The 12,226-nt window shown below is 71.2% G+C and carries 8 protein-coding genes; all 8 read right to left on the bottom strand.

All coding sequences use genetic code 11. The features are described 5' to 3' along the window. Positions 1–24: 24 nt before the first annotated feature. The 8 genes from HRU81_11190 to HRU81_11155 all read right to left on the bottom strand — a co-directional run bounded on the left by HRU81_11190 (position 25) and on the right by HRU81_11155 (position 12,187). Positions 25–1,239: an HlyD family efflux transporter periplasmic adaptor subunit gene (locus tag HRU81_11190; GenBank protein ID QOJ32629.1), complete on the bottom strand. Its 1,215-nt coding sequence runs from the start codon at positions 1,237–1,239 to the stop codon at positions 25–27. A 3-nt stretch (positions 1,240–1,242) separates the two neighbouring features. Continuing rightward, on the bottom strand, positions 1,243–3,600 hold the full coding sequence (locus HRU81_11185; GenBank protein QOJ32628.1) for an FtsX-like permease family protein: 2,358 nt from the start codon (positions 3,598–3,600) through the stop codon (positions 1,243–1,245). Between the two features lie 7 nt (positions 3,601–3,607). Beyond that, positions 3,608–4,312, bottom strand: a complete 705-nt coding sequence (locus HRU81_11180) for an ABC transporter ATP-binding protein (GenBank protein QOJ32627.1) — start codon at positions 4,310–4,312, stop codon at positions 3,608–3,610. After that, entirely contained in the window at positions 4,309–5,763 is a 1,455-nt protein-coding gene (locus HRU81_11175; protein QOJ32626.1) for a virulence factor family protein, read from the bottom strand. Before HRU81_11175 ends, HRU81_11180 begins: the two co-directional genes overlap by 4 nt. Continuing rightward, positions 5,756–8,347 carry a bifunctional lysylphosphatidylglycerol flippase/synthetase MprF gene (gene mprF, locus HRU81_11170; protein ID QOJ32625.1) on the bottom strand — a complete coding sequence of 864 codons (2,592 nt, stop codon included), beginning with the start codon at positions 8,345–8,347 and terminating at the stop codon, positions 5,756–5,758. Before mprF ends, HRU81_11175 begins: the two co-directional genes overlap by 8 nt. A 101-nt stretch (positions 8,348–8,448) precedes the next feature. Beyond that, complete coding sequence (locus HRU81_11165) at positions 8,449–9,963, bottom strand: DegQ family serine endoprotease (GenBank protein ID QOJ32624.1); 1,515 nt, start codon at positions 9,961–9,963, stop codon at positions 8,449–8,451. Positions 9,964–10,205: 242 nt separating this feature from the next. Continuing rightward, the gene (locus tag HRU81_11160) at positions 10,206–11,528 is read right to left on the bottom strand and encodes a sensor histidine kinase N-terminal domain-containing protein (GenBank protein ID QOJ32623.1); all 1,323 of its coding nucleotides are present in this window, start codon (positions 11,526–11,528) and stop codon (positions 10,206–10,208) included. Continuing rightward, positions 11,525–12,187, bottom strand: coding sequence for a response regulator transcription factor (locus HRU81_11155; GenBank protein ID QOJ32622.1), 663 nt, complete (start codon positions 12,185–12,187; stop codon positions 11,525–11,527). Before HRU81_11155 ends, HRU81_11160 begins: the two co-directional genes overlap by 4 nt. Between the last annotated feature and the right edge of the window lie 39 nt (positions 12,188–12,226).

The raw sequence follows: 12,226 nt of genomic DNA, 5'->3' as shown, positions 1-12,226 counted from the left end.
GTCGCGACCACCGCCGCTGGCCGATCAGCCCCTGGGCTTCACCCGGGTGCCGTCGGCGACGCGCTCGCCCGGCTGGAGGATGACCTCGTCGCCGGCGGCCAGGCCTTGGGTGATCTCGGCCTCGAGGCCGTTGGCGAGGCCGATGCGCACCTCGCGCAGTCGCGCCCGGCCGCCATCGTCGACGAACACGGCCCAGCTGTCGCCGTGGCGGAACAGCGCGGCCTGCGGCACCTTCAGCACCTTCTCCGCGGCGGCGAGGACGATGCGCGGTTCGACCCGGTAGCCGTGGCCGAGCCGTTGCCAGCGCTGCGGCGGGTCGGTGAAGTCGATGATGACATTGACCCGCTGTTCCTCGATGCCGAGCGCGGAGACCTTGGTGAAGCCATAGGGCTCCACGCGGCGCACCCGGCCGGCGAGCACGCCATCGCCGCCCCAGGCCTCGATCCTCACGGATTGTCCGGCGCGCACCTTCACGGCCGCGGTGGAGAGCAGGTCGGTGACGATCTCGAGGTCGGCGGTGTCGCCGACCTCGAGCAGCGGCGCGCCGGCGGACACCACGCCTTCGCTCTCCTTGATCACGCGCAGCACGCTGCCGCTCACCGGGGAGAAGACGTCGACGCAGTCGCAGTCCGCGCCGCGGCGGCGCTTGACCAGGCCCGGCGCCAGCAGCCGCGCCCGTGCCTGCGCCAGCTCGGAGTCGCGCGCGCGCCGGGCGGCGCGGGCCTCGTCGAGCGCGGCGGCGGCGGTGCGCGCGCGGCGTTCGGCGGCATCGAGGTCGTTGGCCGAGATGGTGTGGGCGGCCGCCAGGCCGCGGTAGCGCTGCAGCTCGGCGCTGGCGAAGTCGAGGTCGGCTTCGGCGCGCGCGACGGCGGCCACGGCCTGCTTCTGCGCGGCCTGCGCGGCCTCGGCACCGGCGCGGGCCTCGGCCTCGCTGCGCCGGTCGAGGAACACCGGGTCGCTGGGCTCGATGCGGGCCATCACCGTCTGGCCGGCCACCACCGCATCGCCGGCCTTGAGCGCGATGCGCTGCATGAGGCCGGGCAGGGGCGCGGAGACCACGTAGGCTTCCTTGACCCGGGTCTCGCCTTCGTCGCTGACCGTCTCCTCGATGGGTCCGGCGGCGACGCGGGCGAAATCCACCGCGACGGCCCGTGGCCAGGACAGCCAGAGGATGCCGAGCACGGTGGCCGCCGCGATCGGCAGCCACAGGGCCAGGCGGCGCTGGGTGGCGGTGGGCATCGCTTACTCCCGGGTCTTCAGCACGGCGATCAGGTCGAGGTGATCCACGCGGCGGCGGACGAGGAAGGCCGAGGCCAGCGTGGCGCCGAGGCCGACCAGCATGGCCACGGCATAGGTGGAGGCCTGGATGGCCAGCGGGATGCGGAAGAGCTCGGTGGTGAACGAGGAGACCATGAGGCTTGCGATCAGGTAACCCATGAGACAGCCAAGCGGCAGGGCCAGGAACGTCAGCAGGCCCACCTCGCCCAGCAGGATGTAGGAAATCTCCGCGCGGGTGAAACCCAGCACCCGCAGCGTCGCCAGCTCCCGCCCCCGTTCCGAGAGGGCGATGCGCGCGGAATTGTAGGTCACGCCGAAGGCCAGCGTGCAGGCGAAGACCACGAAGAAGGACACGTAGATCAGCAGGGTCCGCGCCAGGGTGTCGTGGAAGGTGCGCACCGCCGCGTCCTTCAGGGTGACGAAGCTGATGCGGGGCGTCTCCTTGAGCTGGCGGAACACCTCGAGGCGGCGGCTGGCATCCAGGCGCAGGTGCACGGCGGTGACGCTGTCCTGCTCCTGCATCAGGCGGTTGAGGGCGTCGATGTCGATGTAGGCCGGGCTGCCGATGTAGGTCTCGAAGGTGGCGACCACCGGTATCCGCAGCTGCGGCCGCCGGCCCTCCAGCACCTGGGCGGTGACCACGTCGCCGACCTTCACCGCCAGCATCTCCGCCAGCATGGTGGAGATGACCAGCCCGCCGGGCGGCAGGTCGAGCGCGTGGCCGGAGGCGTCGAAGACGTGCTGCAGCTGCTGGTGCGCGGGCACGCCCTGCAGGGCCTGGCGCTCCTCGCGCGGGCCGAAGCGCAGGCGCGCCGGCACCACCCGCAGCGGCTCGGTGGTGATCACGCCGTCGATGCGGCCGAGCCCGCGCTCGACCTGCCGCGAGCGCGGCTCGGCGAAGCCCACGGTGACGTCCTGGCCCTGGGCCTGGAGGAAGTACACGTCGGCGATGCGGTCGATGGCATCCATCCACATCATGGAGCTGACCAGCACCGCCACCGCCATGCCGATGCCGACGCTGGTGGTGAAGGAGCGGGCCGGCCAGCGGCCGATCTGCCGCAGCAGGATGCGGCTCGGCTGGTCCATGGCGCGGAACAGCCGCCAGCGCGCCAGGCCGGTGCGCCGGAACAGCGGCGGTGCCGGTGGCCGCATGGCCTCCGCGGGCGGCAGGGCCGCGGCCCGGCGCACCGTGCCGAGCGCGCCGATCAGCCCCGCGCCGAGGCTGGCGACGCTGGCCAGCACGAACGGGCCGGGGCCCGGCGCGTACAGCAGGAACGGGAAGCGGTAGAACTCCGCGTACAGGCGCGTATTGGTGAGCCCGAGCCACCAGCCGAGCGCGCAGCCGAGGACGATGCCGGCGACGCCGATGCCGAGCACCAGCTTGATGTAGTGCCAGGCGATCTCGCCGTCCGGGTAGCCGAAGGCCTTCAGCAGGCCGATCTCGCTGCGCTCCACGGCGATCAGCCGCGAGAGCACCATGTTGGTGAGGAAGGCGGCCACCGCCAGGAACACCGTCGGCAGGATGCTCGCCAGGGACTTGAGCTGCTCGATCTCGTTCATCAGGAACCAGTTGGAGATCTGGTCCTTGCGGGCGATGGCACCGACGCCGCCGTAGCGGGCCAGCAGCAGGTCCAGCTGCGCGATGACGCTGTCCGCGCTGGCGCCATGCAACAGCATCACCGAGACGTCGTTGAAGGCGCCGTCGAGGTCGTAGGCGGCCTGCATCGCCTTCTCGCCCAGCCAGATCACGCCGTAGCGCCTGTCGTCGGGCATCAGCGCGCCCGGGCCAATGGTGTAGACGTACTCCGGTGACAGCCCCAGGCCGACGACGCGCAGCTCCTGCCAGTGGCCGTTCATGATGGCGCGCAGCGTCGAGCCGGGACCGAGGCCATGCGCCTCGGCAAACGGTTCGGCCAGCACGCACTCGTTGCTGGCGGCGGGCATGCGTCCGCGGCTGAGCGCGACGCGGTTGAGCGCGGTGGCGGCATCCGCGGGCAGCGACACCAGCTGGCCGATCACCGGCTCGTCGAAGCCGCGCACGTCGAGCACCGCGCTCCTCACCACCCGGGTGCTGACCGATTCCACGCCGGGGATCAGCCGGATGCGCTCGGCCAGGTGTTCCGGGGCGCGCTCCACGCGGGCGAAGACATGGGCGAAGCGGTAGCGGTCGTAGTAGGCATCCGCCGTGTCGCTCAGCGCCTCGATGGAGGTCAGCGACATGCACATCAGGCCGACGCCCGAGGCCATCACCAGCGCGATGGCCAGCACTTGCGCGCGCAGCCGCCACAGGTCGCGCAGCAGCTTGCGGTTCAGCGGCCGCATGCCTCGCCTACCATGTCAGGTCCCGTGCGCGCAGCCGACGCTCCGGGCGGCGCTCCTGCTGGATGTGGCCGTCGCCCATCACCAGCACCCGGTCGGCCATGTCGGCGATGATGGCGTTGTGGGTGATCAGCACCGTGGTGGTGCCGAGCTCCGCGTGGATGCGCTCGATGGCCTCCAGCACCAGCACGCCGGTCTCGCTGTCGAGCGCGCCGGTCGGCTCGTCGCAGAGCAGGAGATCCGGCCGCTTGGCGATGGCGCGCGCAATGGCCACCCGCTGCTGCTCGCCGCCGGAGAGCTGCGCCGGGAAGTGGTGGAGGCGCGGGCCGAGGCCCACCAGCCCCAGCGCCTGCTCCGGCGGCATGGGATCGGTGGCGATCTCGGTCACCAGCGCCACGTTCTCCAGCGCCGTCAGGCTCGGGATCAGGTTGTAGAACTGGAACACGAAGCCGACGTGGCTGCGCCGGTAGCGGGTCAGCGCGCGGTCGTCCATGGCGGTGAGCGCCTGGTCGCGGAAGCAGGCGCTGCCGCCGCTGGCGGCATCGAGGCCGCCGAGGATGTTGAGCAGCGTGGACTTGCCGCTGCCGGAGGGGCCGAGCAGCACCACCAGCTCGCCGGTGGCGAGGTCGAGGTCCACGCCGCGCAGCGCCTGCACCTCCACCTCGCCGCTGTGGTAGACCTTGGTCAGGCCGCGGGCGCTGATCGCGACACTCATCGGGGTGGCGTTGCCGGCGGAAGCGCCGCCAGGATGGTCCGCCCGAGTTCGGCGTAGGCGCCATCGAAATGATGGCCGCCGGGCAGCTTCACCACGTGGATGCCGGGCCCCGCGAGATCGGGGCAGAGCGCGTCGGCTTCATCGGCCCCGTACAGGCAGAGCAGCGGTACGCCCTGCAGGCGCTGCGCTTCCGGTGCCAGCGGCATGCCCCGGCCGCTGTCGCCCATCCAGTCGCTGAAGTGGAACTCGAAGCCGGCGCTGCGGCCCGGGGCGAGGAGCGCGAGCAGGTCGACGCGGGCGCGTGTCGCGGCGGGCAGGCGGTTGAGCATCGGCAGCAGGGTGTTGGCGCCGAAGGAATAGCCGACGAGGATCACCCGCTCCCGGTGCCAGGTGGCGAGGTAGTGGCGGATGACCCGGTCGAGGTCCTGCGCCGCGCCGTCCGGTGTGCGCGCCTTCCAGAAATAGCGCAGCGAATCCCAGCCGGCCACCGGCACGCCCGCCGCCGCGAGCACCTTGCCGAGCTCGCGGTCGAGGCCGGCCCAGCCGCCGTCGCCGGAGAGCATGATGGCGAAATCGGCGCGCGGCGGGCCGCTGGCGGCGATTTCCACCAGTGGCAGGCCGGCGATCCCGGCGCCGGCCAGGCTGGATGCGGCGGCGGCCGGTGCCGGCGGCGCGGGCGGGGGCCGGGCGAGTTCGTCGTAGGCGGCGAGGAAGCGGTCGAGGTAGTTCTTTTCCACGCTGAAGCCATGGCCGACCTTCGGCAGGTCAACGAGGCGTGCTGCCGGAATCTTCGCGACGAAGGCGCGGGTGATGCCGATGTCGCTCACCTGGTCGAGCTCGCCATGCAGCGTGATCCAGGGCTCATGCAGCTGCGGTGCCGGACGGAAGGAAAATCCATGCGGCTTCGCCGGATCCGATTCCAGGCCCAGGCCGTCGCCGCGGCACATGGGCTTCGCCCAGGGCAGGTCCGGGCCGAAGCCCAGGGTCAGGGCGCCGCGGAACGTGCCCTGTGGCGACTGCACCAGCGAGGTGTAGGCCAGCGTCGCCCCGGAGGAATAACCCGCCAGCAGCGGCTTCACGTAGGCCGGGAAATGCTCGCGTTCCTCGATGGCATGCGCCAGTTCCTCGAGATCGCCGGCGGTGTAGATGCAGCGATCGCTGGTGTCGCGCAGCGCCTTGCCCCAGCGGGGCACGTCGATGCCGACGACCAGCGCGCCGCGATCGGCGAGGTGGCTGGCCATCTGCACCACGCCCTCGCCCCAGCCGCCGTCGCCGGACAGGAACAGAACCAGCGCACGCGGCTGCGCAGCGGGTGCGTACAGGTGCACGGTGCCGAAACGCCCGAACTCCAGTGTCGATCCGGCCGGGGGAGCGGCCGTGGCGGCGCAGGCCAGCGCCAGCAGCAGCGGAAGGAGCCGGGTTGTCCGGGTTGTCCTGGTTGTCCTAGGCATGCGGGTGGACCTCGTCGTGCTTGCCGGCGGCCGGTTTGCCGATGGTGCCGCCGATACCGCCGGATATCAGCGTGGTGACGTCGAGCAGGACCCGGGGCAGGGCCACGCCGCCTGGCGCGGCCAGGTATCGCGGGCGCCACTGCGGCAGGAACTTCTCCTTGTACTGCCGCAGGCCCTCGAAGTTGTAGAAGTTCTCGCCGTAGCGGTACACCAGCCGTCCGAGCCGGTGCCAGGGTGGCGCGAGGCGGTGTTCCTCCAGTCCCGCCAGCGGCGCCATGCCCAGGCTGAACCACTGGAAGCCCTGGGCCTTGCACCAGAGCATGATTTCCACGAACAGGTAATCCATGACGCCGCGGGGTGCCGCCTGCGAGTGGCGCATGAGGTCCACCGACACCTCGATCCCCTGCGATCCGGGCCAGAGGTTGGCGAAGGCGACGAGCTCGCCGCCGCGCTCGACCAGCGCGCAGGGGAAGCGGCGCAGGTAGTCCGCGGAGAAGAAGCCGAGCGAGAAGCCCTTCTCCGCCGCGGCCTTGGTCGCCAGCCAGTCATCCGAGACGCGGCGCATCTCCGGCAGCAGCGCCGCCACCTCGTCGACGCCGGCGACGCGGAAACTGGCCCCTTCGCGCTCGGCCTTGCGCTTCGCCTGGCGCAGGTGGGCGCGCGCACTGCCCTCGATGGTGAACTCCTCCAGGCGCACGCGCGCCTCCTCGCCGAGCTTGCTGAGCGAGAGGCCGGCATCCACGTAGCTTGGCAGGCTGTCACCGGAGACCTGGTAGAACACGCAGCGGCCGCCGCCGCGGTCGCAGAGCTCGCGGAAGCGCCAGACCAGTTCACCGCGCTCACCGGCGTCGGCTACGGGATCGCCCATGGCGATCCAGCTGTGGCCGGAGATCCCGTACATGATGAAGCCCTGGTCCGAGGCGCTGAAGAGCAGGCTCTTGTCGCCGAGCAGGGCGAGGTTGCCGTTGGCCGACTCCACCCTGGCCAGTACCGCCGCGGCGCGCTCGAGCTCCGACGGCGTGGCGGGCAGCGCGCTGCGACGCGCCGGCTGCAGCAGCCGGTAGCCGGCCGCGACACCCAGGCCGAGCACGGCCACCAGGCTGCCGCGAAGCATGCGCGGCGCATTGGCGTCGAAGGCGAACTGCCACCACAGCTCGTTCTGGTAGGGCACCTCGCGCTGCGCCACCAGGCCGACCCAGATCGAGGCGCCGACCGCCATGGCGACGGCTGCGAGCCAGCGCGGCGCCAGCGGCTCGGTGAGCAGCGACGCGCGCCGGTAGAACTGCCGGCGCGTGGTGTAGAGCGCCAGCAGCACCAGCAGCAGCGCCAGGCTCTCCTCGTAGTCCAGCCCCTTGAGCAGCGAGGCGAGGATGCCCGCGCCGAGCAGCCAGAGCATCAGGTGCCAGGCGGCATCGAGCCGGTAATACAGGCCTCGCGCCAGCACCAGCAGTGCGACGCCGATGGCGCTGCCGGCGAGCTGCGAGATCTCCACCACCGGCAGCGGCAGGAAGTCCTTGAGCAGCCGCAGGCGATCGGCCAGCGCGGGGGTCGCGCCCGACATCAGCAGCACCACGCCGGCGACGAAGGCGAGCATGGCCATCGCCGGCGGCACCACGAAGTCGAGCGAGCGGCGCGTCCACTCCCAGGCCACGCGCACGCGGCGCCGCTGTCGCCAGGCCTCGAAGAGGCAGAGCAGCGTGATCGCGAGCAGGAAGGGCAGCGCGAAATAGATGACCCGGTAGGCGAGCAGGGCGCCGAGCAGCGGCCCGGGAGCGGCCTGCGGCAGGAGCAGCAGCATCATCGACTCGAACACGCCGAGTCCGCCCGGAACGGTGCTCACCGCGCCGATCACCAGCGCCACCATGTAGAGGCCGGCGAAGGTGACGAAGGACGGCGATACCGCTTCGGGCAGCAGCACGTAGAGCACGCCGCAGGAGAGCAGCAGGTCCGAGGCCGAGATCGCCACCTGCAGCAGGGTGATCGGCCAGCTTGGCAGCGGCAGCGACCAGCCGGCCAGGTTCAGCGGCTTGCGCCGCCAGGCCGTCAACGCGATCCAGCCGGCCACCAGCGCCAGCACCAGCACGCCCAGCACCTGCGCCAGCAGCGGCGCGGCGTGCAGCAGCGATGCGGCGTTGCCTGCATCGACGATCAGCGAGATGCCGGTGAGCAGGCCGGCGCCGAGGTGGAAGGTCAGCGCGCAGAACACCACGATCCGGGTGATCTCCGCGGCGCCGAGGCCGGCGAGGGAATACAGGCGGTAACGGATGGCACCGGCGGAGAAGGTCACCAGGCCGACGTTGTGGCCGAAGGCCCATGCCGTGAACGAGATGGCGGTGGCGCGGCCATAGGGGAGGCTGCGGCCGAGCTGCTGCAGGGCCAGCACGTCGTAGAGGCTCAGCACCATGTAGCTTGCAGCGGTGAGCGCGAGCGCGATGGCGATGCTGCTCCAGCCGATGCCGGCGGTCGCCGCGAGGATGTCCTGCAGCCGCAGTTCACCGCTGAGGTGATGGAGCGCGACCAGCGCGATGCCGAAGGCAAGCGCCATCGTCACGGCCGGCAGCATCCTGACCCAGCGTCGTGGCATGTTGGAGCGCATTATCGGCCATCCGCGCGGACCGGCAGGCAAAAAAGAAGGCCGGAAGCGTCACTTCCGGCCCAAGTCGGGACCAACGGTCTACGGGGGGGTTACCCGTTTCGCGACAACGGCTCCAGCGCGAGGAAGAGCGTGCTCTCCCCGCGCCGGACCAGAATGGGGATCGGCTTGTCGGCCGGGGCCTTGGCCACCAGCTGCCTGAGCTGGCGGGTGTCCCTGATCTCGGTCTGGCCGAGGCGCAGCAGCACGTCGCCCGGGCGGATGCCGGCGTCGGCGGCCGGGCCGTCGCCCACCGCGGTGACCACCACGCCGCCGGCGTCGAGGCCGAGCCGCGCGCGCTGCTCCGGGCTGAGGTCGGCGACGGCCACGCCGAGGCTGGCATGGCTCTTGTCAGCCGCGTCCGGCTTGCCGGTGCCGGTGTCGGCATCGGCCAGCTGCTCGACGCGGGCGCTGAGGAGCTTCTCCTTGCCGTCGCGCAGGACCTTGAGCTTGGCGCTGCTGCCGACGGCGGTGGCGCCCACCAGCGGCGGCAGGTCCGAGGCTTCGCTGATGGCCTGGCCGTCGTACTCGACGATGACATCGCCGGTCTTCAGGCCGGCGCGCGCCGCCGGGCTGTCGGGCTGCACGCTGGCCACCAGGGCGCCGCGCGGCTGGTCGAGGCCGAAGCTGGCCGCCAGTTCCCGGCTCATGCCCTGGATGCCGACGCCGAGCCAGCCGCGGGAGACATGGCCATTGGCCACCAGCTCGCGCTGCACGCGCAGGGCGACGTCGATGGGAATGGCGAAGGACAGCCCTTCGTAGCCGCCGGTGCGGCTGAATATCTGCGAATTGATGCCGACCACCTGGCCCTGCAGGTTGAACAGCGGCCCACCGGAATTGCCGGGGTTGACGGCCACGTCCGTCTGGATGAACGGCACATAGGTGTCGTCGGGCAGCGCGCGGCCCTTGGCACTGACGATACCGGCAGTGACGGTGTTCTCGAAGCCGAAGGGCGAGCCGATGGCGAGCACCCACTGGCCGACCTTGAGGTCGGCAGAGTCGCCCATCACCACCGTGGGCAGGTCCTTCGCCTCGATCTTCAGCACCGCGACGTCGGTCTGCCTGTCCTTGCCGAGCACCTTCGCGGTGAACTCGCGCTTGTCGGTCAGCTTCACGGTCACGCGGTCGGCATCGTCGACCACGTGCGCATTGGTGAGGATCAGGCCGGAGGAGTCGATGATGAAGCCGGAGCCTTCGCCCATGACCGGCTGGCGGCGCGGCATCATCGGCAGGCCGCGGAAGAAGAACGGCAGGGCCTGCTGTTCGTCGTCATCCGGACCACCCATTCCGGGCGGGCCGCGCATGGCGGTCTTCACGTCCTGCTTGACGGTGATGTTGACCACCGCGGGGCCGTAGCGCTCGACGAGCGGGCTGAAGTCGGGCAGCCCGGTGATGGCGGGAGAGGATACCGGCGCCGCCGCCCTGGAGGATGTCGCGGGCGGCTCGGGGGGGGTCGCGGCGTTGGCGGGGGAGTGCCATGCCGTGGGGAGGAAAGCAGCCGCACCAGCGACGATGGCGGCGGCGGCGCCGGTAGTCAAAAGAATCCTGGTCTTCCTGGCGATGGTCATTGCTGACACCTGCACGACAACGAAACCCGATGTCGATGCAAGGTAGCGGCTGACCCTTAAGGCATGCTTACACTTTCATGCTGCGGGAAAACATTTTGCGAAGCGCAGCGCGAGGTCCGTCACGAAATGAAACAGGCCGGGGGGGAGCCGGCCTGTTTCTGTACCCAACCTACTTTCGCTTCTCGCTGGAGGAGTCAGGTGACTGTGCCTGAATCCATGGTGTGCAGCGTACGAGGCCTGTCTTAAGAGACCCTTAACACACCGGGCGGGGCCGGGAAACGCACCGTGACACGCAGGCCGGGGCCGTCCGGGTTATCCCCCAACTCGATGTTTGCGTGATGGTTTTTCACGATGCTCTGGGCGATGGCGAGGCCCAGTCCGGTGCCGGCGGCGCCGGCGCCGGCGACCCGGTAGAAGCGGTCGAAGACCCGCTCGCGATCCGCGGGCGCGATGCCGGGCCCGGTATCGGTGACCTGCAGGAACGGCGCGCCGGCCGCGCGTCCCACGGTGACATCGACTCGCCCGCCTTCCGGCGTGTAGCGCAGCGCGTTGTCCACCAGGTTGCGCAGGAGCATGCGCAGCGCATGCGCATCGCCGTGCACCGTGACCGGTTCGCTGCCGGCGATGCCGAGATCCTGCCTGCGCGCCTCGGCAAGCGTGGCGAGGTCGCCGACGACTTCGCGCGCCAGTTCGTCCAGCGCCACGCTGCCGGTGGCGGCTGCCGCGCCCTCGTGCCGCGCGAGGTTGAGCAGCTGCTCGACCAGTCGCGCGGCGCGCTCGATGCCAGCGCGCAGCTGCGTGAAGGCGGCTTGCTTCTCCGTCTCGTCACCGGCCTGCTCGGCCAGCTGCAGCTGCAGGCGCAGCGCCGTGAGCGGCGTGCGCAGCTCGTGGGCGGCATCGGCGACGAAGGCCTGCTGCGCACCGAGCGCGGCGCGCAGTCGCGCCAGCAGCTCGTTCAGCGCCACCACCAGCGGGCGGATCTCGTCGGGCAGAGCGGACTCGCCCAGCGGTTCCAGCGCGTCGGGCTGGCGCATGCGCACCGAGTCGGCGAGCCGGTCCAGCGGGCGCAGCTGCGCGCCGACGATGAGCCAGATGGCGGCGCCCAGCACCGGCAGCATCAGGCCGAGCGGGGCCAGCGTGCGCACGGCGAGCGCCGCCGCGCGCTGCTGGCGCACGGCCAGCGGCTGTGCCACCTGGATCACGTAACCGCGGCTCGGCAGCGAATACACCCGCCACGGCGCCTTGTTCACCTGCACGTTGGAGAAGCCCGGCCGCTGCAGGCCGGGCAGCTCGCGGTAGAGCTCGGAGAAGTAGACGCGCACCCCGGTGATGTTCCACACCTGCACCACCACGCTGTTGCGGGTCTCGGTGGCCGGCAGCTGCGGCGGCAGCGCGAACTCGAAGGACTGGTCGCGCAGCGACAGCGCCGTCTGCTGCAGCTGCTCGTCGAAGACCTGGTCGAGCCCGTCCCGGGCGTTCTCGTACAGCGTGAAGGCGCCGGAGAGTCCCGCCGCGACCACCGCCGACAGCAGCCACAGCAGCAGCCGCGCGCGGATGGTGGTCATGCGGCGGCGCGTACCCGGTAGCCGACGCCGCGCACGTTCTGGATGTACTCCGCGCCGAGCTTCTTGCGCAGGTTGTGGATGTGTACCTCGACGGCGTTGCTCTCCACTTCCTCGCCCCAGCCGTAGAGGCGTTCCTCGAGCTGGGTGCGCGACAGCACCTGGCCGGGCCGCTCCAGCAGCGCCTCCAGCAGCGCGAACTCGCGGTGGGAGAGGTTGACCGGCTCGCCATCGCGGGTAACCGCATGGCTGGCCGGGTCGAGGGTGATGCCGAGATGCTCGACCAGGTTCTCGGCGCGGCCGGAATGACGCCGCTGCACGGCGCGCACCCGCGCGGCGAGCTCGTCGAAATCGAAGGGCTTGACGATGTAGTCGTCGGCCCCGGCATCGAGGCCGCGGATGCGGTCGTTGACCGAGTCGCGCGCGGTGAGGATCAGCACCGGCACCTTGCTGCCGGTGCCGCGCAGCCACTTCAGGACCTGCAGGCCGTCCATCTTCGGCAGGCCGAGGTCGAGCAGCACCAGGTCGAAGCCCTCGGCGCCCAGCGCCGCCTTTGCTGCGGCGCCGTCCTGCACCCAGTCCACCGCCAGGCCCTGCTTGCGCAGCCCGAGGCGCACGGCCTCGCCGATCATGGCGTCGTCCTCGACCAGCAGCAGTCTCATGGCGGTATGTTAACCGACGGCTGCCGGTGGGGACGCTGG

This window comes from Gammaproteobacteria bacterium (genome assembly GCA_015709695.1).
Lineage (GTDB): Bacteria > Pseudomonadota > Gammaproteobacteria > Steroidobacterales.
Note: the sequence above shows the minus strand (reverse complement) of the source record. Positions and strands in the feature narration are given on the sequence as shown.

What these genes read in the sequence shown, in the direction of transcription:
- HRU81_11165 (QOJ32624.1), bottom strand. Translation starts at nt 9,963, where the DNA reads ATGACCATCGCCAGGAAGACCAGGATTCTTTTGACTACCGGCGCCGCC.
- HRU81_11175 (QOJ32626.1), bottom strand. Translation starts at nt 5,763, where the DNA reads ATGCCTAGGACAACCAGGACAACCCGGACAACCCGGCTCCTTCCGCTG.
- mprF (QOJ32625.1), bottom strand. Translation starts at nt 8,347, where the DNA reads ATGCCACGACGCTGGGTCAGGATGCTGCCGGCCGTGACGATGGCGCTT.
- HRU81_11180 (QOJ32627.1), bottom strand. Translation starts at nt 4,312, where the DNA reads ATGAGTGTCGCGATCAGCGCCCGCGGCCTGACCAAGGTCTACCACAGC.
- HRU81_11155 (QOJ32622.1), bottom strand. Translation starts at nt 12,187, where the DNA reads ATGAGACTGCTGCTGGTCGAGGACGACGCCATGATCGGCGAGGCCGTG.
- HRU81_11190 (QOJ32629.1), bottom strand. Translation starts at nt 1,239, where the DNA reads ATGCCCACCGCCACCCAGCGCCGCCTGGCCCTGTGGCTGCCGATCGCG.
- HRU81_11160 (QOJ32623.1), bottom strand. Translation starts at nt 11,528, where the DNA reads ATGACCACCATCCGCGCGCGGCTGCTGCTGTGGCTGCTGTCGGCGGTG.
- HRU81_11185 (QOJ32628.1), bottom strand. Translation starts at nt 3,600, where the DNA reads ATGCGGCCGCTGAACCGCAAGCTGCTGCGCGACCTGTGGCGGCTGCGC.